Origin of the sequence: Ferrimicrobium sp. (assembly GCF_027364955.1) — a bacterium.
Lineage (GTDB): Bacteria > Actinomycetota > Acidimicrobiia > Acidimicrobiales > Acidimicrobiaceae > Ferrimicrobium.
Genome location: NZ_DAHXOI010000006.1, coordinates 153,811 through 174,224, shown reverse-complemented (window position 1 = coordinate 174,224; position 20,414 = coordinate 153,811). Strand labels below are relative to the sequence as shown.

17 protein-coding genes are annotated in these 20,414 nt (G+C 58.2%); 8 read left to right on the top strand and 9 right to left on the bottom strand.

Going from position 1 to position 20,414, the window contains the following annotated elements; all coding sequences use genetic code 11:
• Positions 1-145 precede the first annotated feature (145 nt).
• The gene (locus M7Q83_RS06295; protein ID WP_298336499.1) at positions 146-4,813 is read left to right on the top strand and encodes an NAD-glutamate dehydrogenase domain-containing protein; all 4,668 of its coding nucleotides are present in this window, start codon (positions 146-148) and stop codon (positions 4,811-4,813) included.
• Positions 4,814-4,896: 83 nt separating this feature from the next.
• Here the strand turns inward: M7Q83_RS06295 and bluB are convergent, their stop codons facing one another.
• Positions 4,897-5,574: a 5,6-dimethylbenzimidazole synthase gene (gene bluB / locus M7Q83_RS06290; RefSeq protein WP_298336498.1), complete on the bottom strand. Its 678-nt coding sequence runs from the start codon at positions 5,572-5,574 to the stop codon at positions 4,897-4,899.
• A gap of 164 nt (positions 5,575-5,738) precedes the next feature.
• On the opposite strand from bluB, the gene M7Q83_RS06285 reads away from it, so the two are divergent.
• Both M7Q83_RS06285 and M7Q83_RS06280 read left to right on the top strand, forming a co-directional pair.
• Entirely contained in the window at positions 5,739-7,535 is a 1,797-nt protein-coding gene (locus M7Q83_RS06285) for an ABC transporter ATP-binding protein (protein WP_298336496.1), read from the top strand.
• A gap of 210 nt (positions 7,536-7,745) precedes the next feature.
• Positions 7,746-9,395 carry an APC family permease gene (locus tag M7Q83_RS06280; protein WP_298336494.1) on the top strand — a complete coding sequence of 550 codons (1,650 nt, stop codon included), beginning with the start codon at positions 7,746-7,748 and terminating at the stop codon, positions 9,393-9,395.
• A 139-nt stretch (positions 9,396-9,534) separates the two neighbouring features.
• Here M7Q83_RS06280 and M7Q83_RS06275 read toward each other — a convergent pair whose 3' ends face one another.
• The 3 genes from M7Q83_RS06275 to M7Q83_RS06265 all read right to left on the bottom strand — a co-directional run bounded on the left by M7Q83_RS06275 (position 9,535) and on the right by M7Q83_RS06265 (position 11,999).
• Positions 9,535-10,443: a cysteine synthase family protein gene (locus tag M7Q83_RS06275; RefSeq protein WP_298336492.1), complete on the bottom strand. Its 909-nt coding sequence runs from the start codon at positions 10,441-10,443 to the stop codon at positions 9,535-9,537.
• Positions 10,444-10,463: 20 nt separating this feature from the next.
• Complete coding sequence (locus tag M7Q83_RS06270) at positions 10,464-11,186, bottom strand: PIG-L deacetylase family protein (RefSeq protein ID WP_298336490.1); 723 nt, start codon at positions 11,184-11,186, stop codon at positions 10,464-10,466.
• Positions 11,187-11,423: 237 nt separating this feature from the next.
• A complete protein-coding gene (locus M7Q83_RS06265; RefSeq protein WP_298336488.1) occupies positions 11,424-11,999 on the bottom strand; it encodes a hypothetical protein in 576 nt (191 codons plus the stop codon).
• Between the two features lie 111 nt (positions 12,000-12,110).
• Between M7Q83_RS06265 and M7Q83_RS06260 the strand changes: the two genes are divergently transcribed.
• The 5 genes from M7Q83_RS06260 to M7Q83_RS06240 all read left to right on the top strand — a co-directional run bounded on the left by M7Q83_RS06260 (position 12,111) and on the right by M7Q83_RS06240 (position 15,686).
• Positions 12,111-12,599, top strand: coding sequence for a peroxiredoxin (locus M7Q83_RS06260; protein WP_298336486.1), 489 nt, complete (start codon positions 12,111-12,113; stop codon positions 12,597-12,599).
• Positions 12,600-12,711: 112 nt separating this feature from the next.
• Complete coding sequence (locus tag M7Q83_RS06255) at positions 12,712-13,875, top strand: acetyl-CoA C-acyltransferase (RefSeq protein ID WP_298336484.1); 1,164 nt, start codon at positions 12,712-12,714, stop codon at positions 13,873-13,875.
• 4 nt (positions 13,876-13,879) lie between these two features.
• A complete protein-coding gene (locus M7Q83_RS14225) occupies positions 13,880-14,509 on the top strand; it encodes a histidine phosphatase family protein (protein ID WP_366526379.1) in 630 nt (209 codons plus the stop codon).
• Complete coding sequence (locus M7Q83_RS06245; RefSeq protein ID WP_298336480.1) at positions 14,506-15,003, top strand: DUF3090 family protein; 498 nt, start codon at positions 14,506-14,508, stop codon at positions 15,001-15,003. Before M7Q83_RS14225 ends, M7Q83_RS06245 begins: the two co-directional genes overlap by 4 nt.
• Positions 14,964-15,686 (top strand): SCO1664 family protein, encoded by a 723-nt coding sequence (locus M7Q83_RS06240; RefSeq protein WP_298336478.1) that lies wholly within the window; start codon positions 14,964-14,966, stop codon positions 15,684-15,686. Before M7Q83_RS06245 ends, M7Q83_RS06240 begins: the two co-directional genes overlap by 40 nt.
• A 93-nt stretch (positions 15,687-15,779) precedes the next feature.
• On the opposite strand, the gene M7Q83_RS06235 is transcribed toward M7Q83_RS06240, so the two are convergent.
• From M7Q83_RS06235 to M7Q83_RS06215, 5 genes are all read right to left on the bottom strand, one after another.
• Entirely contained in the window at positions 15,780-16,103 is a 324-nt protein-coding gene (locus M7Q83_RS06235; RefSeq protein WP_298336476.1) for a YbjQ family protein, read from the bottom strand.
• A 100-nt stretch (positions 16,104-16,203) separates the two neighbouring features.
• Positions 16,204-17,175 carry an electron transfer flavoprotein subunit alpha/FixB family protein gene (locus M7Q83_RS06230; RefSeq protein WP_298336473.1) on the bottom strand — a complete coding sequence of 324 codons (972 nt, stop codon included), beginning with the start codon at positions 17,173-17,175 and terminating at the stop codon, positions 16,204-16,206.
• A 9-nt stretch (positions 17,176-17,184) separates the two neighbouring features.
• Positions 17,185-17,877, bottom strand: coding sequence for an electron transfer flavoprotein subunit beta/FixA family protein (locus M7Q83_RS06225; protein ID WP_298336471.1), 693 nt, complete (start codon positions 17,875-17,877; stop codon positions 17,185-17,187).
• Between the two features lie 149 nt (positions 17,878-18,026).
• Complete coding sequence (locus M7Q83_RS06220; protein WP_298336469.1) at positions 18,027-19,475, bottom strand: sensor histidine kinase; 1,449 nt, start codon at positions 19,473-19,475, stop codon at positions 18,027-18,029.
• Positions 19,476-19,477: 2 nt separating this feature from the next.
• Positions 19,478-20,344 carry a PHP domain-containing protein gene (locus M7Q83_RS06215; protein ID WP_298336467.1) on the bottom strand — a complete coding sequence of 289 codons (867 nt, stop codon included), beginning with the start codon at positions 20,342-20,344 and terminating at the stop codon, positions 19,478-19,480.
• Positions 20,345-20,414: the final 70 nt, after the last annotated feature.

Genomic DNA, 20,414 nt, shown 5'->3' with positions numbered 1-20,414 from the left:
CAAGTCTTCGAGATTTTGTGCCGAAGCACTACGGCAGACAGGCCCACCACAACCTCGAAGAACAAGTCCAGAACCCTTGAACGTGACGATCTCAGTCTAGAACGCGCTAAATTAGAGGGAGATCTACTCGACAAAGGAGTCGAAGTTGACACTTACAACGAAGAAGCTTGGGAAAAATCCGGTCTTTAGCGGATTGAAGGAACGTCTACGAGAACTTGAATCCCAATTGGGTTCGCCTGAGAAACGCAAAGCTTTTCTCGGATTCGCTCGTTCGTTCACCGCCCACATCGATCCCGAAGAAGAGACGGCCTTCTCTACCGATTTTGTTATCGCAGCCCTCACGGCCCAGCTCCACACCTTGGATACCGTTACGGCCGAGGACATGTGCGTGATGGAGATTGTCCGTGGGTCAGATGTCCTGCGCATACGCTGTCGACCCGAGGGTGTCTCTGAGCTCGAATCCGTCTTCTCAACGATGCGCGCCCCAGGCACCATGATCTCCATTGTCAGTAACGACATGGAGTTTCTTGTCGACACCTTCCTCCAGACCATCCGTGAGAAGTCGGATCGGCTTACCACGATTCACCCCATCCTCGAGCGCGCCGATCTCGCCCGTTGTGGGTGCAACGTTGCCTCAGCACAGTCAACCGAGCTCGTCTCATTTTTCGCCGCCCAGATCCCGATGACGGTAACCAAGGTCGAGGCCGAGCAACTCTTGCGCACGCTGGCCAAACGGTACCAACAACTCCACCACTTCAACAGAGACCGGGATCGTATGCTCTCTGATCTCCTTCACCTCATCGAGGAGCAGGAGTTTCCCATCAACGGCAAGACTGAGATTCCCATCAGCAGCTCTGCCTTTTCTCACTTTTTACCGTTTGCCGAGATTCGACGTCCAAAGAAAGGGCAACGGCTTGACCTCGGCATTACCCGTGAGGACGTCGCCATCGACCGGCACTGGCCACGTAATATTGGCACGAACTATCACATCCAGGTGCTTCCAGCACGATCCGAGATTCTTGACTTTTCGCAACTCCGTGCCGTCTCTTTCAAGGCACCTGAAGGAGAGGTTGACTTTGTCGGGATTTTCCGCCCCCAACGAACCGGGTCGATTGGACTCGCCGTCCCAGAGGTCGCCGATCGTCTCGAAACCGCCCGCAAGCGACTGAATCTACTCCCCACCAGTCACTCCTACCGTGTCCTGCAGGACTTTGTCACCTCGCTCAACATCGATACGGTGCTGGCGTTACCGATGAACGACTTTCTTGAACTCGCGCGAGCGGGCCTCTTGGTCGAAGAGGTCTCACGCACCCAGGTCTTTTTGAGCCAAACACCGACAGGTCCGCGCCGCCTTCTCGTCTTGGTTCCAGGTGACAGAGTCGAATTTGGCATTGAGGATCGAATCGACGACACACTCTCAAACTTCTGTGACGGTGTCCCGAAGCGAATTGGCCGGTTCTTCTCCGAACGCCGCCTCGTCTTAGAGTACATCCTTCTTGGCTCATTGACTCCCGAGGGGCTCGACAAGCTCGCCGAGGAGCTTGACCGTGTCACTACCCCGTGGAGAACAAGAATCCGCACGAAACTTCGCCAAGAGGTGGACCAAGACGTATTGCCACGCGTACTTGGTGCGTTAGACCTGGTCGCTGAATCCGTTGAGGAGAGCTATCAACAGGAAGAGAACGACGATTTCATCATCTCCGACCTCACCGCCATCGCTGAACTCTTAGAGTCCGATCGCCGACTGTCAACACGTCTCCTCGTCGATGTCAATGGAGAGCTACGACTCCATTTAATTCTGATCGGGAGTCGACTCTCGCTGTCGCAGATATTGCCGGTAATCGAGAATTTCGGGCTGAAGGTCTCGGATGAACAGCCGTACCGAGGCAGAACCGGGAACCGAGAGCTCTGGATCATCGACCTAGGTCTTGTCGTCGACGGCGATGAGGCGCTGCAACGTCTTGGTCATGGACGGGTCCGCGAGCGGGTAGAGCAGTCGTTGGCTGCTATTTGGCGCGGCGATGAGGAGAACGATCAGCTCAATCAGCTTGCCATTACCGCTGAACTCAAACCAGACGAGATCGCGGTCACAAGGGCGCTTGCGAGCTATATGAGGCTTACCAACTTGGGATATTCCGAAGCCTACTGCCAGCAGGCTTTGGTGAATCAACCAACGCTTGCTCGCACATTGGTGCGTCTGTTCTACACCCGCTTTGACCCCGAGATCTCCGAGCTTGACCGCGACGAGTCCACTGAACGTTTGATCGCATCACTAGAGGAAGAATTGAGCAATGTGAGTTCGCTCGATCAGGACAAAGTGCTACGGGGCATGGAGGAACTCATTCGTGCGATGCTTCGCACTAACCTCTTCCAAGCAGACCGCAAAGCGGTGGCCTTCAAGATCGACCCTCGAAACCTCAGCTTCCTTCCTGATCCAAAGCCACGCTACGAAATCTATCTACGGAACGAGACCACCGAGGCCGTTCACCTGCGCGGTGGCCCGGTCGCACGAGGCGGTATCAGATTTTCTGACCGGATGGAGGACTTTAGGACCGAGATTTTGGGCCTCATGAAGGCACAAACGGTAAAGAACGCCGTCATCGTGCCAGTCGGCTCCAAGGGTGGCTTTATCGTGAAAGACCTCGACCCGAAGAGTCGCAATGCGGCCAAAATCGAGCGTTCGTATCGCATCTTCATGGAGACGTTGCTTTCACTGACCGACAACCTCGTGGCCGGCAAAATCGTTCCTCCCCAGGACACGGTTTGCCACGATGGCCCTGATCACTACCTCGTCGTCGCTGCCGACAAGGGAACGGCGACCTTCTCCGATATCGCGAACGAAATCGCCGTAGCTCATGGTTACTGGCTTGGAGATGCCTTTGCCTCGGGAGGTTCCCATGGCTTTGACCACAAAGAGATGGGCATCACCGCCAAGGGCGCCTGGGTCTCGGTGGAGCATCTCTTTGACGCCGTCGGCATCGACATCGCACGGACTCCGATTCGAGTTGTAGGAATTGGCGATCTCTCTGGTGATGTCTTTGGCAACGGTACGTTACGATCCCACCAACTCAAACTCATCGCGGCATTCGACCACCGCCATATCTTCCTCGACCCGGATCCAGAGCCAGAGGTCTCGTGGCAGGCACGGTCCGCTATCTTTTCACGCGGGGCAGGCACAACGTGGGAGGACTACCCCGAATCTGCCATCTCCGCCGGTGGTGGTGTCTATCCGCGCAACGTCAAGGGTATCAAAATATCGTCCCAGGCTGCAGAGGCCCTTGGAATACCGGTAGCCATCTACGAGCCCAATCAGCTCATCAGGCATATTCTCCAAGCGCCGGTCGATCTCCTGTTTAACGGAGGCATCGGCACCTACGTCAAGGCCACATCGGAGGCCAATGTAGAGGTCGCTGACAAGGCCAATGATGCGGTTCGGGTCAACGGCAACGAGGTCCGTGCTCGAGTCATCGGTGAAGGCGGCAACCTCGGGATGACCCAGCTCGGTCGCATCGAATACTGTCTAAGCGGCGGCCGGTGCAACACCGACTCCATCGACAACTCCGCTGGCGTCGATACCTCCGACCACGAGGTAAATATCAAGATCGCTCTAGATGCGCTCGTGCATGAGGGTGCGCTCACCGTCGACCAGCGCAACGAGATACTAACCCAATGTGTCTCCGAAGTTGAGACACAGGTGCTTGCCGACAACGTCTATCAGAACTGGGCACTCTCGGCTGCGGAGGCGCGCTACGACCACTCGTGGGGAGAGATCACCCGGCTACTTGGCCATCTTGTACAGTACGCAGGCCTTGCCCCAGCCGTTGAACACTTACCCGATCCTTCAGTCGCCGCGGCCCATCCACCGGCGAGGAAGTTGACAAGGGCCGAGTTATCCATCATCATCTCGTACGTAAAGTTGGACCTCAATCAGCAACTCATGGAGAGTTCCCTGTTGGACCACCCGTTAACCGATGGGCTCTATGAGGAGTATTTCCCATTGCCGGTTCGCCAGCGTATCAAGCAGCTGTCACTTGGGCACCCGCTGCGCCGCGAACTGATCGCCACCACGATCGCTAACGTCATCGTCAACCATGTCGGAGTCTTTGGCGTCCAAGCCATCGCCGCGGCTGCAAACATCTCGATCGTAGAAGCCGCCGAATACGTCTACTTGGCACTCCTGCTCACGGATGCTCGTACGAGCGTACGCCGGCTACTTTGGTCCGCGGGGACCTCCTTTGACGCACGGATGTCCGCCTATCTCGGTTTCCAGGATCTGGTTTGCACCTCTGCCCTCGAACTACGACTCGTCATCGGCGAGCCAGAAGGTCTCTTGGATACCGATAATCTCAGTTCACTGGTCAGCAATGTCAAAACGGTCGCACACCAGTTAAGCCTGCGTGATGACCTGCCTACGAGTTGGCAAGAGCGAAGAGCGCGGATGTCCGAGGCGGAACTCGACACCCAAGCGGCCGATCTCCTTGTTCCTGGAAGGGCGCTGGCACTCTACCTCTCGCTGCTCGTGGACCAGGAACACAGGGTGGAGGACCTTGAGGAGTTCACCGATCGGCTGTATCGCCTTGAGCTCGAAAGTGGGATCATCAATACCCGCGAATTGCTCTCCGATATTGCTACCTCTGACCTCGCTTCTGTACTCGCGCAACAACAAGTACAAGATCGCTTGAACAACCTGTCGCGCAGTATTTTTCTGGGGCAGGCGCTCGATGCAACCATTACGGAGGCGGTGGCGCATGTCGCCGAGAACCTTGAGCGAGGGGAGATGCTTCAGGCCCTCTTGGAGAGTCTGAAGTTCTAACAGCCATGATGCCGTCATCGGTATCGCTGAGTGAATGATGGCTACGTCGATGGTACGAGCGTGCCCTTCGAACCATTTGCGTGTCAGTCGCCCCCATCTCGGGGTACCGCGGCAATACGTTCAGCACCTGACTGGCTGCCAAATCGATCGACATGCACGTAGGGCAAAAGGGGGCGCCGCGCCTGCCAATCCAGCCTCTCTAGGTCGGGGACCTGTTCAAAGTGCGTGACCGGACCAATACAGAGCCAAGCGATTGGCCGCACGCCGACAGGAAGCCCCACAAGATCGGCGAGAAACTCCTCGCGATAGAAGGAGACCCACCCGACGCCGATCTCCTCCGCGGTTGCAGCGAGCCAAAGGTTCTCAATCGCTAAGCACACGGAATAGAGTCCCGCATCAGCGATCGCATGACGACCAAGGACGTGAGGAGAGCCACGCTCTGGATCGTAGGTTACCACGATGCCGAGGCTGGCATCGAGGATTCCCTCGATCTTGATTCCACGGAAACGCGCTCGCGACTCGTCATCCAGACTGGCCGCGAAAACGGCTCGTTCATGCTCGACATGAGCATGGAAAGCTCGGCGGGTCTCACCCGCCTCGACCAAGACAAAATCCCAGGGTTGGGACATCCCAACGCTCGGTGCGCTATGGGCTGCCGTCAAGATCCGCCCGAGCACCTTGGGATCCATCGCCCCGCCATTGAATTGACCCCGGACGTCCCGACGCCCGAAGACTACTTCATAGAAGCTGTCCTTGTCCATGGATATCCCTTCTCTTCACAAACCTCGCTCAAGGCTACTAGCCTTTTTGGTGTGCAGACAATCAGACAACGCCAGTGAATACGATGCGCGGCCTTCGGAACAGGACTTCAAATCCTGTTTCAGTGAAGGACATCGACAGCAGAACACTCGGTCGAGCCTGGCAGGTGACCAAGGAGTTTCGCTTTGGTATCGTCGCCTACCTTGTGGCGATTTTGCTCGGAGCACTCTTCGGTTCCCTCACTCCTCTGCTCTTTAAGGACCTCATCAACAATGCCATTCCGCGAGGTTCACTTCACCTGTTGATCATCTACACGGTCATCCTCGGCATCCTCACGCTCGCCCAGACCGGAGTCGGTGTGTTCAGCCGCTACCTTCAGTCCGTAATCGGAGAGGGGATCATTTACCGGCTACGAATCCGTCTCTTTGAACACATGCAAACCCTCTCCCTCAGCTTCTTCACCCATTCGCAGACTGGCTCGATCATCTCGCGAGTCAACAACGATGTCGTTGCCTCGCAGCAGGTCGTTGGAACGCTCGGCTCGCTGGTCTCAGACGTCGCCACCCTCGTGTTTACGCTCTTTTTCATGTTCGAACTCTCCCCAGAGGTGACCGCTCTCGCATTGCTGATCGTGCCGGTACTGATCATCCTCGATCGCCTGCTCGGCAAGCGTCTTACCCAGTACGCTCGGGTCCAGATGCAGGCGAATGCGGAGATGACCGCCTTCGAACAGGAACGCTTCAACGTCTCTGGATCGTTGCTGGTCTCGTTGTTCGGCAACAGGAACCGGGAATCTCAGCAATTTCGAACCCAGGCAGCCGATGTCCGAGAGGCTGGCATCCGTTTTGCACTTTTTGGACGACTGTACTATAGCGCCTTGGCACTCATGGGTGGCATCGGGACGATAGCGGTGTACGCCATCGGTGGAGACGAGGCGCTCCACCACGCGCTCACACTTGGTGCCCTGGTAGCCCTGGCACAGTACGTGACGAAGCTCTTCGCGCCCCTCACCGATCTCTCCTCGGCCCGTGTCAACCTTCTTCAAGCTCTTGTGAGCTTCGACCGGGTCTACGAGGTGCTCGACCTCACGCCCGAGGTGCAGAACCCGACCCATCCCATCCACCTTGCCCATCCAAGGGGACGCATCGTCTTCGACCATGTCAGTTTTCGTTACCCAAGCGCAACCCCGTTGGCGAGTCTTGCCAAGAACCCGACACTGACCAAGGCTCCCACGGAGGAGTATGCGCTGTCTGACATCACCATCACCTTGGCCGAAGGGACGATGACAGCGCTCGTGGGACATTCAGGCGCTGGCAAAACCACCGTGACGAACCTGATCACTCGCCTCTATGACCCAATCGATGGGTCGATCACCCTCGACGGTGTTGATCTACGCCAGCTCGATCTGGAGGAGTTACGAGCACTCGTCGGTGTCGTCTCTCAGGATCCCTTTCTCTTCCATGACACCGTGAGGTCTAACCTCCTATATGCCAACATCCACGCGACCACCCAAGACCTCCTCCACGCGGTCGAAGCGAGTCAACTAGCCGAACTCATCGACCGCCTTCCCCAAGGGCTCGACACGCTGGTAGGCGAACGGGGTTACCGACTCTCAGGTGGTGAGAAGCAACGCCTGTCGATCGCCCGAGTCCTGTTGAAGGACCCGAGAGTCGTCGTCCTCGATGAAGCCACCTCGAGCTTGGACTCCACTAACGAGGCGCTCATCCAGGGGGCAATTCAACGTACCCTGCGAGGCCGGACGTCGCTCGTCATCGCCCACCGACTCTCCACGGTTTTGGACGCCGATACGATCGTGGTCCTCGATCACGGCCAGGTCGCTGAGGTCGGTTCGCACCAGGACTTGCTGATTCAGCAGGGACTCTACGCAAGCGTCTTCGAACGGCAGTTTCGATCACCAGGGGCTACCGACTTACCGGCACCTACCCCCGAAACGATCGACTAACGCCGATGAGCGCTGCTGACCTCTGCTGCAGCGCCTGGCATCTCGACCCGTAGCGGAGCTCATCGACGTGGAAACGTCACAAATTTAACAAAAATGTCGACCTGTCCCTGCGAATGGTACTAGGTTTAGCACAATCGAAGTCCACAATGGCTTCGACGGCTAATGACAAGGCCAGAGACAACAAAATGGGAAGTCAGGGGGACCTACTCAATGCAGATAAACAAAACTACCGAAGGGGGGCGCTTACGACGCGAGATGTCGTATATCGACCTCAGCTTCGCGGGCCTCGGTGCGATCATCGGGTCTGGGTGGCTCTTCGGTGTGCTCTACGCAGCAAACTACGCTGGTCCAGCCGCCATCTTGGCATGGATCATCGCAGCGATCATCGTCACCTTCATCGCGCTCGTCTACGCCGAGCTCTCCGGCATGTTGCCCGAGGCCGGTGGAATCACAAGATTTCCGCACTTCTCCCACGGTTCGCTCGTCGGCTTCATCATGAGCTGGGGTGCATTCCTGGGATACGCGGCAGTACCAGCTATCGAGGCAGAAGCGGTCGTCCAGTACGCCGAGCACTACATCACCTCGTTCCAGAACAACAAGACCTTAGACTTTGTGGTCGAGGCCATCATTCTCCTCATCTTCTACGCGATCAATATCTACGGGGTCAAGGTCTTTGCCAAGATCAACAGTGTGGTGACGTTCCTCAAGTTCGTCACGCCGACACTGACGATCATCGTGATTCTCTTCGTCGCCAAGCACTGGGGTAACTACACAGCGACCACGGCCCATGGATCGGGCTTCATGCCCTATGGCACCGCTGGCGTCTTCATTGCCATCTCCTCAGGAGGTATCATCTTCTCCTTGCTCGGCTTCCGGCAGGCGGTCGATATGGCTGGTGAGGCGAAGAACCCACAGCGCGATGTACCACGGGCCATCCTCACCGCGATCCTTCTTGGAGCGTTGGTCTACACCCTGGTTCAGGTCGTCTTCATCGCTGCGCTTCCACCAAATGCGATCGCCAAGGGTTGGGCTGCGTTGGCCTATACCTCACCATTCGCCCAAGTAGCGACCATCATCGGCCTAGGTTGGCTTGCATCGATCCTCTACGCCGATGCCGTCCTCTCGCCGTCAGGCACCGGACTGGTTTACCTCTCCTCTGGTGGGCGCGTCGTACTCGGCTCAGCTCGTAACAACTATCTCGGGAACAAGTTCCGGAGCGTCTCCGAACGTTTCGGCGTTCCAATCTGGGCCATGTCCATCACCGTGCTTTTCGCCATTATCTTCTTGCTCCCCTTCCCGAGCTGGCAGAGCCTAGTGGGGGTCATCTCCTCGGCGACGGCCTTCACCTATGTGATGGGTCCAGTCTCGCTCGCCGTCTTCCGCAAGTACCACAATGACAAGCACCGTCCCTTCCGGTTGGGTGGAGCCAAAGCCTTTGGCTTGCTGGCCTTCATCGGTGGCACGCTCATCATCTACTGGTCAGGTTGGGGAGTTGACTGGAAGCTCGTTGTCGGCATTCTCGGTGGAACCGCTATTTACCTCATCGCCTCTATGGCGGGAGCGCCTGTCGAAAAAATCACACGTGAGGACTGGAAGTCCGGCATCTGGCTACCGGTCTATCTCCTCTCCATGCTCGCCATCGCCTACTTTGGTGCGGCACGGTTTGGCGCTCCGTTCAACCATAACAAGGGGTTCATCCACTACCCCTATGACATCGTCGTCGATATCATCGTGGCCATTGTCTTCTACACCTGGGCCGTTGCCTCGGGTCGTAATAGTGAGGACACTGAGCAGGCCTTCGCCCGGGCAGCTGAGCTCCGTCGCGGAATCCAAAATGGTGAGGCAAGTCTCGCCGACTAGCCGGTCGGTAGGAGTCCTTGGCCTCCCAACGGGCCAAGGGCTTCGCGCCCACAACTGATCATGAGAAGAGGGCGGTGCTGTTGCACCGCCCTCTTCTACGTTCTTGTTCTCGCGAAAACCGTCCCGGTGCTTTTAGGCTTTACTGACCGAGGTAGTACTCGCTTAAGTACTTCTCACCCTCATCGCAGAGGACTGTGACGATCGTTCCAAACTCGGGATGGCGCTCCTTCAAGCGTCTGGCCGCCACTAGATTGGCACCAGAACTCGGACCAACCAAATAACCCCGCTGCGCAAGTGCATACATCTCCGTGATGGCATCCAAACTGGTCACCGCCACCAACTCGTTCACCTCATCATGGTGGCGCGCAAAGATGCCAGGAATAAAACCATCGGCGATACCCTCGATCTTGTGGTGATGAACCTCACCACAGAGGATTGTGCACGACTCATCGGGCTCCATGCCGACCACCCAACAGGATGGATTGGCGGCATGCAGGCATTGCCCGACTCCGATCAGGGTGCCACCCGTGCCAACACCCATGACAAAAGCGTCCGGTAGACGCCCATCACCGAGATCAGCAAGGATCTCAGGTCCAAAAACCTCCCGGTTCTCCTCTACATTGAGCTCAGAGTCGAACTGACCTGGGCAATAAAAACCCGGTTGTGCTCCAAGCAGTCGCGCCTCCTCGAGCGCATTGTTGACATGGAAATCCCCTATCTCACGGACCTGCGCTCCAAAAGCCCTGGATATCGCCACTCGTTCACTGCTGAGACCCTCTGGCATGATCACCAGCATCTTGTAGCCTTTGACCGCCGCCACCATACTGAGCGCGTTACCGGTATTCCCGCTCGAAGCCTCGACGATGGTCATCCCGGGTTCCAACAGGCCCTGTTCCTCTGCCCGCTCGATCATGTACTTCGCGATGCGCGCCTTGATCGAGCCCGATGGATTGAGATACTCGAGCTTGGCAAAAATTCCCTCCTCTACCTGCACCAGTGGAGTCGATCCAATGTGAGCGAGAAGATCAGAACCGAGTTGTGTCGCCATTGACCCTTACCCCCTTGTAATTACGCAGTCTTTACCAGAAAGAATAGCTCCGCCAAACGCCCATCCGCGAGACCCGCGGCAGCGGCTCCCATGGCGAGCCAGCCTCGAACCATCGTACGCATTCCCTCAGGATCGGGTAGTTGACTCTTGTGTTGTTCAATTGCCTCAAGCTTGGCATCAAAGGTATCGGTCACATCCACGTAGTGCGTCGGGTCAGGGTACGCCATCAGCGCCACATCGAGCACCGTATGCGCCTCAAGACCCTGTTCTAAGAGGTCGCGATGGGTAAAGGGATTGCGAGCATCCGGATAGACCGCGCAGAGCGCTGCTTCACCAGCCGCGAGATGATCGGGGTGCGACGAACCGATACGAGCAAAATTGCGCGTCGGAGATTGGCAGAGCACACGTTCGGGCCGGAACCGTCGGATCATCGCGGTGATATCGTGTCGCAACGGCATCGACACCTCGAGTGATCCATCGTGATAGCCGAGAAATTCAACCGTATCGACGCCGACCACCTTCGCGGCAGCCCGCTGTTCACGTCGACGAATCGCGGGTATCTCGGAACGCGCGATGCTCGGGTCGAAGCCACCCGCATCACCGTCGGTGACGATGCAGTAGGCAACCTCCGTGCCTTGCTTGCGCCATGCGGCAATCGTACCAGCGATGCCGAAATCCACATCGTCTGGATGGGCAGTGATGACCAATACCGACTTCGCCGGCTCAAGTAGCGTCAGGGACATAGCTAACCTCCGTTTGTTCTCCCTCTAGCCTACCTCCAGGGTGGAGGCTCCCCTGATCGAGGTGGGCTACCCACAGAGCCCCGACGAAGGCACTCGCTGGTGTGGGAGAAAAAAGTAGACGCGCCCGCGTGAGGTCAGCTACTCACCATCACGCCTGTTACGCGGTGAACAGACCTCCGACACCCATGCAGCTCGCGCGGCCGCCTGCAGTCATCGTGTCACGCCCTCGACGAGTACTCATCTGTTGCGCAACGCAAGCGCATACTCGTAGGATCTGATCAGCTTTGGCACTCTTCCTCTCGCGACCCCCGGAGAACTACGCCGACGCAACTGATGCCACGCCCACCGCCCGAGCACCCAAAGATAGGAGAACAACAGGCCCGCCAGCGGGCCGACGATCGCTAGCGTTCGGTCGCCATTGGATCCAGACAATACCAACATGAAGCCTAGCATTTCGACCCCAAGGACGACCATCATCACCGGCTGCATTCGCCGCAAAGACTCCAGTCGCATCTTCTCCGCGAGGAGAAAGGTTGTCGGCACTTCATCGATCGTCAACCCTGGCTGCGGCAGCGGCGCTGCATCGAGAACACCCTGGCGATGCAGTTCCTTCACCGTTTTGCGCCATCGACGTTGTTGAGCGGGGGGATACTCGCGCAAGACTTGGGCATAGCTCGTTCTCTTACGACGATTATCGATGACCAGGATCACAGCGAGGGCGAGCCCCACCATCACCATGCCGCTCACCCAGGAGACGAAGACCATGCTCGCGAGTATAACAGATTCTGACGAACGATGGACCAAGTACGGCATTGTGCACCTCGGTCAGTCGACATCGCTCATCTGCCTCACCGGATTACGAGACGCGTCACCACACCCGGCCCCCGACTACCGGAGTGGCTCGATATGCGCTAGCCTGGAGGGATGACCGACTCCGTGAGACTTGCCTCGGGCGACAAGGCACCGTCATTTTGCCTACCAAACCAGTACTCAACACAGCGATGCCTTGAGTCACTCGCTGGTAAGGTCAGCATCGTCTACTTTTACCCGAAGGACATGACGCCCGGATGCACGCTTGAGGCCACTGACCTCAATGAGATGGGTGATCGGCTGAGGGAGCTCAACATTGAGCTCGTCGGCATCTCTCCCGACACCGTTGAGAGCCACTTGAACTTTGCCGAACGCTTTCATCTAGGGTTTGATCTTCTTTCCGACCCCAGCAAGGGCGTCATGGCCGCTTGGGGTGCCTACGGAGAAAAGATGAACTACGGTCGCAAGGTCGTTGGCGTCATTCGATCCACCTTTATCCTCAACCCAGATCTTACGATCGCTCATGCCCTCTATGCGGTCAAGGCCACCGGGCATGCCACACGCATCCTGCGCCTCTGCGAGGCGATGGCCCCATCACGCTAGCTCCACGACGCCGATGACGATGGCTGCAACAGGCGTTTGCTACATCGGGGTCACTTTGGAGGTAGCCACCTAGCGTTGTACGTCAAAACAATCACCCAAAGGAGAATCGAAAATGTCAGAAGCCGTCATTGTTGCCGCTGTACGTACCCCTATTGGCAGGGCCTTTAAAGGTTCGTTGATCAACGAACGACCCGATGACCTCTCGGGTCTCGTGATCGCCGAGCTGATGCGAAGACTGCCATCACTTGATCCAAGTCGCATCGACGACGTAATCTGGGGCGCCGCCCTCCAACACGGAGAACAGAGCATGAACCTAGGACGCAACGTCGCCGGGCTTGGGGGTCTGCCCGAGAGCGTTCCAGGAACCACCGTCAACCGGTTCTGCGCCTCCTCGCTCCAGGCGATCCGGATGGCCTTCCACGCGATCAAAGCCGGGGAGGGAGACGTTTTTGTCGCCGGTGGTGTCGAGAGTACGACCCGGTGCTCACTCAAAGGGTTCGATCCCGAGGACATGAACCCGCGCTTCACCGATACGACCCGCGCCGACTACATCGACGAGATGTACATCCCCATGGGCCTCACCGCCGAGAACGTCGCAAAGCAATTTGGAGTCACTCGTGAGGCGATGGATGCGTACGCTAAGCTCTCTCAGGATCGCGCGAGTGCCGCCATCAACTCCGGCTTTTTCGCAAGAGAGATCCTACCGGTCACGCGAGCGGATCAGAGCGTGATCAGCCAGGACGACGGGCCACGACCGAATACGACCATCGAAAAACTCGCCGAACTCAAGCCCGTCTTCCTGCCAGAGGGAACCGTCACTGCCGGCAACTCGTGTCCCCTTAACGACGGCGCTGCCGGCGTGGTGGTGATGTCAGACCGACTCGCCAATGAGCTCGGGCTCACTCCGCTTGCTCGCATCGTTGGGAGTGCGGTAACGGGAATCGCACCCGAGATCATGGGTGTTGGACCCATCGAGGCCATCAACAAAGTCCTCGCGCTCACCGGTCTCACGATCGAGCAGATGGACATCGTCGAACTGAACGAGGCCTTCGCCGCCCAGGTGCTGCCGGTGGCGCGCGAGACCCATATCTCGATTGAGGATCAACTCAACCCACACGGTGGGGCGATCGCGCTCGGTCACCCATTCGGCATGACCGGCGCTCGCATCATGACGACCCTCCTGAATGGCCTCGCCAGCACGAAGGGCCGCTATGGCCTCGAGACCATGTGCGTCGGAGGCGGGCAGGGCATGGCGATGATCGTCGAAAGGCTCTAGGAACCTGGCTACCACCCCCACTCGACTCATTCTGGTCCGCCACGGCACCACCCCGACCACCGGCAAAATCCTCCCCGGCAGGGCCGAGGGTCTCCACCTGTCCACGCGCGGGCTCCAACAGGCAACGGCGGTCGGCGAACAACTCGGCCCAAGGTACGGAACGGTTGATGTCGTTCTCGCATCACCACTCGAACGAGCTCGCGAGACGGCAGAACCACTGATCAGACGCCTCGACCAACCACTCGTCGTCGAGGAACGGCTGATCGAATGCGACTTCGGCGAGTGGACGGGAGCGACGCTGACCAAGCTCTACCGCAAACCCGCCTGGCGTGACCTCATGGCCCAAGCCGGGAACTTTCGCTTCCCCGGCGGCGAATCCATCCGGGAGGTCCTCGACCGCATGCTCGATCTCGTGAACGAGATCCGCCACCAACACAGCGGAGAGACCGTGGTTGGATTCACCCATGCGGATCCCATCAAGATTTTGGCCACAGAGGCCTTGGGCATCCATCTCGACCAGATGCATCGCATCTCCGTCGCTACCGCATCAATGACGGTCTTTGTTATCGGTGAATCGGGCATAAACTTGGACTCTCTCAACACCGGAGTGATGATTGGAGGAGCACCAGTTTGAGCGAATTGATCGATTTTGGTTCAGTGACCCACTTCACTGTCGGAACCCAAGGTGAGCCCGGCCATCGCGTCTTCCTCCTACAGGTCGGCTCAGGCCTCTTCCTGCTGACGGTCAAGGTCGAGAAGACGCAGGTGCTCGCGCTTGTTCAAGGGCTCACCACCGCGCTTGAGGAGCTCTCGCGTCCCCACGAACTCAGTGGTGACCAGTCACTCCTGGGCGACCTGACCCCAGCGTGGGCCGTCGGTTCCATCGAGATCGAGGTCGATGCGACCACCGAGCTGATCGAGATCGAGCTGCAAGAGCTCGCCGCCGAAGGCGCCGAGTCCGCGTCGGCACGTTTCATCATCACCCGAGAACAAGCGGCACAGTTCGCGATCACCGCCACCAGGCTGGTGGAGCAGGGACGCCCACCATGTCCACTGTGCGGTTACCCACTCGATCCACAAGGACACGCATGCCCGAGAACCAACGGCCATCGAGCTCCGAGCCTCTAGCAACCGAAGCGGAACTCACAACCGGCGAGGTAACCATCCTCGGAAGAATCGAGGCGAGTTCGAATGGAGCGCTCCTCGTCGAACTCGAGAGCGGCCACCTTGGGGTCTACAAACCTGCATCCCTAGAGCGACCGCTGTGGGACTTCACCGCTGGGCTTTTTCGACGAGAACGAGCAAGTTATGTGCTCGCTCGCCAGCTCGGGCTCGATTTCATTCCACCGATTGTCATCCGCGATGATCTCCCACTCGGGAGAGGATCGCTCCAGAGTTTCATCGATGCCAATTTTGACCTGCACTACTTTGAGCTCTACGGCGAGCCTGACCTACGTGACCGGTTCATCGAGATCGCCGCCTTTGACCTCGTCGCCAACAACGCTGATCGCAAGGCTGGCCATCTTCTACTTGATCAAGGTCGACACCTCTGGGGCATCGACAACGCCCTCTGCTTCCATGCTGAGCCCAAGCTGCGGACCGTGATTTGGGAGTTTGGTGGCGCTCCAATCACCCAGGAACTGCTCGATGCCATGACCCATGCAGCAGACAACCTGAACTCCGAGTTCACCCAGCTCCTCAGCCAGCGCGAGCGAAGAACGCTGGTTCATCGGCTACGCGTCGTGGCATCGATGCGCGAACTCATCGATCTCGACGTCGACGAACGCCCCTACCCATGGCCACTGATCTGAAAACCGTGACGGCATCTCATGAGCGATCTCATCCGTTGACCCCCCAGAATGCCACGGGTATCGTCTCATAGTCGCCGGACCGGCGGGTTTCGGTTACCCTACCGGCGTTGCGACGACGGCGGTCCCGTAGGCGCAGATCTCCGTCCAATCACCACCCATCTCCGAGGTGTCAAATCGGAAGGCAACCACGGCATTCGCTCCCAGTTCGGTAGCTCTCTCCTGCATTCGCTCAATAACCTGCGCTCGTGAGTTCTCAAGGTTCTTTGTCATGCCTTTGAGTTCACCACCAAACATTGCCTTGAGTCCCGCGCCAGCCTGGGAAAAGGCATTCCTCGATCGGACGGTCAGGCCAAAAACTGGCCCAACCACCCGATCGATACGATAACCGGGCAGCTCGCACGTGGTCGATACGATCATCACAACTCCTTGTCTTCGTTGCTGTTGCGATCCTATCACCATGTCACCGACTCTGTCGGACACGATCTTCGAAAACTCCGATGGCGGCCGATCTTCTGTGTTAGGCGCCGACCCTTTGGCGAATCGCCTCGATCAATCGCGGCAACAACTTCTGCGCATCACCGACCACGCCAAGATCGGCGATCTGGAGGATAGGAGCGTCCTTATCCTTGTTGATAGCGATGATGTTTTTTGCCCCCTTCATGCCGACCATATGCTGGGTCGCGCCTGAGATACCGATGGCAAGATAGAGGTTAGGCTTCACCGTCTTGCCGGTCTGCCCTACCTGATAGGCATACGGAACCCAGCCCGCGTCGACGATCGCGCGAGAGGCTCCAGTCGCTCCGTGCAACAATCCCGCCAGCTCCTCCACATAGCGGTAGTTCTCCGCGCTTCCAAGCCCCCTGCCGCCGGAGACCACTATCTCGGCTTCGTCTAGCTTCGGTCCCTGTCGCTCCTCCACATGGCTCGACACGATCACGGCCCGGTTTGCCTTGGTGTTCGAGCTAACCGATGCGTCGGTGACGGCTGGATTAGCGGGCACCGCAGCCGCCTCGCTGGCGATACTCTTGGGGCGAATCGCTAGCAACTGAACCGGGGCAGTGATCTTCGAAGATACCACCTTTTCGCCACCAAAGACCAGGTTATCCGCGACGACAGCACCATCGACCTCCCGGACCATCACCGCGTTGGTGAGCACCGGAGCGTCGAGCAGGACCGAAAGCCTGGCGAGGACGTCTCGTCCTGTGTACGATTGGGCGACCAAAACCGCCTGGGCGCCCACGGTGCTGACCACCTCACGCATCGCATCAGCGACAGGGACGCCAGGCAGATGCGAATCGGTGGATCCGAGTGAGATGATCGCGGTGACCCCGTAGGATCCAAGCGTCTTCGCAGCCTCCTGAGCGTCGACGTCATAGATGACCGCCGTCACCTGCTCAGACAGGCTCCGGGCCAAGGTGGCGAGCTCAAGAGCAACCGGCGCTACTGCCCCTCCTTGGGGCTCAGCGAGAATCACGCAGTTTGTTAACATTTCTTCTCCTTAGAGTACTTTGATCTGAGCAAGGTAATTGATAATCTCGGTCTCAGCGGATCCGTCGTCTTCGACAATTTGGCCAGCAGCGCGAGCCTCTGCGTCCTCGACGGCCACTACCTGTTCGCGGATCTCCACCGAGAGGCCTAAATCGGCGAGTGTGAGCTGTTCAACGGGCTTTGATTTCGCACTCATAATTCCCTTAAACGATGGGTACCGAGGCTCGACAACCCCTGCCGTCACACTCACCACTGCAGGAAGATCCGCCTCCACCACGTCGTAGCCATCTTCGGTCTGGCGCTGGATCGATACCGCTGCCCCGCGCAGCTCGATCTGCTTGGCAAAGGTCAATGCTGGCCAATCGAGGAGAGCAGCGATCTGAGCGGGAACGGTACCCGTATACCCATCCGTCGACTCAGTTGCCGCGATCACCAGATCGGCACCGACGCGCTGTGCCGCCGAAGCGAGCACCTTCGCCGTCGTCAACGCATCCGCACCCGCAAGTGCTGGGTCGCTGATCACAACGGCACTCGTCGCTCCCATGGCGAGCCCGGTCCTGACCCCCTGGACCTCCTGATTGGGTGCCATTGAGACCAGGATCACCTCCGCACCTCCAGCCGCCTCCGCGAGTCGTAACGCAATCTCAACGCCATAGGCGTCAGAATCGTCCAAAATTGCCTTGGCAGCCCGAGTCAGGCGCATCGAAGCCGGATCGATCCTCTGTGGCTCCGACGGATCTGAAATCTGCTTAACGCACACCGCAACCTTCATGCGCGTACCTACCCTTCTGCAACGCACTTTTCCAACGCTTACAAGGTACTAGCCTATCGCTCGTTCGCAGATTGGTGGAATCAGGAACGGGAGTTTGTCAACACCGGTATACGAAGACGAACGAGCGCACCACCCCGTCGTGAATGATCGAAGGTGATCGTACCATCAAGCTGGGTGGTGACAAGGTCGCGAACGATGGCAAGCCCGAGCGACTTTGCGCTCGCCCCAACGAGATCCTCCGGGAAACCGACGCCATCATCACTGATCTCCACCCACAGATCCTTTGGGTGCCGTTCGAGGATTACTCGAACGCTGAGTGCCTTTCGATCATCGCCATAGCCATGCTCAAGCGAGTTCTGAATCAACTCCGCGAGCACGATCGCCAACGGCGTTACCCGCTGGGCATCGATCCGTTCGGCCGAACCCTCCAGGACAACATCGAGTTCTCGCCCTGGCAACTTCGACTCACGCGCGAGCCGAATCAGCGCCTCAATCACCTCATCGATCTCCACCTCTTCGGAGATGTCCCGCGAAAGAAACTCATGCACCACAGCAATGGACCGGATGCGGCGTTCCGCCTCGCCAAGCGCCGTTTTGGCCTCGTTATTGGTGAGGCGCCGAGCTTGAAGACTGAGGAGGCTCGAGATGGTCTGCAGGTTATTCTTCACGCGGTGATGTACTTCGCGAATCGTCGCATCCTTCGAAGCCAAAAGGCGATCACGTTGACGGAGGTCGGTCACATCGCGCAATAGCAGTACATACCCATTTCCGACGTCACCGCGATACAGCGGGAGACAGTAGAAGGTGACCGTCACCCCGCGAGACTTTTCGACCTCCTCAAAGACTGGTGCTCCAAGTATGTCGGCGCGCTGCAGCGCCTGAATACGGAGTCCTAGTTCCTCGAGATTCATTCCTACCCGCACACTTGGACACCCGAGTCGGTGCAGCGCGCTCAGCGCGTTCGGTGAGAGGAACCGGATCCGTTCATGCGCATCGAGCACGCACACCCCATCACCAACCCGGGGGGCCTCCTCAACCTCGCTCGGTGGGTAAGGGAATCGACCATTGATCAACATCGCCATGAACTGATCGAACAGGTTCAGGTAGGTCGATTCCAGCTCTCCTGGATTGCGATGTCGCTCACTGAGTTGGTCGCGGATCATCACACCGAAGACCTCGCCATCTTGAAGTAAGGGGATGAACCACGAGGTGATGTGACGTCCACTTCGCGGATCGGAGCGCGTCTCATGAACGATCTCGCTTCGATGAAAGCAGCGATAGATTGGAGATCCTTCGGTAAGGTCAAACTGCATCCCGATCAGATCCCCAGGATGGGCCGTCTGCGAGGTGGCAGGACGCACCTGAGAGACGATGGTGTAGCGCGCGCGCCGACCCTCTTGGTTCTCGATGGGAAGTGCGATGCTCAGATCGCTGAAACCAAGATCAGCAAGAAATCCCCAAAAGCGCAAGAGCTCGCCAAGATAGGTACGCCGCGAGTCGATCAGCGAAGCCGCATCCCTCTCGAGCATGGCTAGAGCGCCACCTCGGCGCCGACTCGACCCTCAAAACGACGTAACGTAGTCACTCCATGCGCCACCAGCAACTCTTTTATCTCAGGCGCACGATCAGCGACATCACCAAGACCGTGGGCATCTGATGCAGTGGTGAGCGGCACCCCGAGCTCAAGAAACCGCCGCAGAAGCTCGGGAGCGGGATAGAACTCTCTCACCGGTTTGCGCATACCCGCCGAGGAGACCTCCGCGGCCACGCCCGCCGCGGCCGCAGCCTCGGCCATGCGATCGAAGTACTCCTGGGGCACCTCTGGTCGATGACCGGCCACCTTCACAAGATCAGGATGTGCGAGTACATCCACGGTATCGGTCGCCGCCAGTTCCTCGAGTGCTCGCGTATAGGCCGCCCAAGCCGGCTCCACACCGACGCGCTCCCACTCCGCCATCACCACCGGGTCATCGATATGATCAAAGGGCCAGGTCTCAATCCAGTGGACGGAACCAAGCAAGACATCAAAGGGGTATCCGAGCAGCATCGCTTGTACCCGGTGCATCGCCTCGGGATAGTAATCCACCTCAAGACCCATCACGACAGGGAGGCCCGCAGCCTTTGCCTCCAGTGCAACAGCAACATATTGATCGAGATCGGCAGTCGCGTTTTGCTCCCAGTACTGCTCCATGAGATCACGCATCGGGCTCTCTGGATAGCGTCGGAAGTAGCCAGACAGAATCGACCGCGCCTGCGAGAAGCGGTAAAAATGCTCCGTCACCGCGATCTCCGACACCCCCTGCGCGGCCGCATGTTCACAGTACGCTGCCAGCTGTTCGAGTACGACCGGCTTGTCTTTTGAGCCATGAGACCAGAGGTGGAGATGGTAGTCGATCATGGCGTCCAGCCTAGCTCCCGGCCTCTGGCCATCACTGACTCCCGTGTCGAAACCACTGAGATGCTATCTC

What these genes read in the sequence shown, in the direction of transcription:
- bluB (WP_298336498.1), bottom strand. Translation starts at nt 5,574, where the DNA reads ATGGACAAGGACAGCTTCTATGAAGTAGTCTTCGGGCGTCGGGACGTC.
- M7Q83_RS06260 (WP_298336486.1), top strand. Translation starts at nt 12,111, where the DNA reads ATGACCGACTCCGTGAGACTTGCCTCGGGCGACAAGGCACCGTCATTT.
- M7Q83_RS06235 (WP_298336476.1), bottom strand. Translation starts at nt 16,103, where the DNA reads ATGATCGTATCGACCACGTGCGAGCTGCCCGGTTATCGTATCGATCGG.
- M7Q83_RS06225 (WP_298336471.1), bottom strand. Translation starts at nt 17,877, where the DNA reads ATGCGCCTGACTCGGGCTGCCAAGGCAATTTTGGACGATTCTGACGCC.
- M7Q83_RS06220 (WP_298336469.1), bottom strand. Translation starts at nt 19,475, where the DNA reads ATGCTCGAGAGGGATGCGGCTTCGCTGATCGACTCGCGGCGTACCTAT.
- M7Q83_RS06215 (WP_298336467.1), bottom strand. Translation starts at nt 20,344, where the DNA reads ATGATCGACTACCATCTCCACCTCTGGTCTCATGGCTCAAAAGACAAG.
- M7Q83_RS06270 (WP_298336490.1), bottom strand. Translation starts at nt 11,186, where the DNA reads ATGTCCCTGACGCTACTTGAGCCGGCGAAGTCGGTATTGGTCATCACT.
- M7Q83_RS06230 (WP_298336473.1), bottom strand. Translation starts at nt 17,175, where the DNA reads ATGTTAACAAACTGCGTGATTCTCGCTGAGCCCCAAGGAGGGGCAGTA.
- M7Q83_RS06240 (WP_298336478.1), top strand. Translation starts at nt 14,964, where the DNA reads ATGCCCGAGAACCAACGGCCATCGAGCTCCGAGCCTCTAGCAACCGAA.
- M7Q83_RS06275 (WP_298336492.1), bottom strand. Translation starts at nt 10,443, where the DNA reads ATGGCGACACAACTCGGTTCTGATCTTCTCGCTCACATTGGATCGACT.
- M7Q83_RS06265 (WP_298336488.1), bottom strand. Translation starts at nt 11,999, where the DNA reads ATGCCGTACTTGGTCCATCGTTCGTCAGAATCTGTTATACTCGCGAGC.
- M7Q83_RS06255 (WP_298336484.1), top strand. Translation starts at nt 12,712, where the DNA reads ATGTCAGAAGCCGTCATTGTTGCCGCTGTACGTACCCCTATTGGCAGG.
- M7Q83_RS06280 (WP_298336494.1), top strand. Translation starts at nt 7,746, where the DNA reads ATGCAGATAAACAAAACTACCGAAGGGGGGCGCTTACGACGCGAGATG.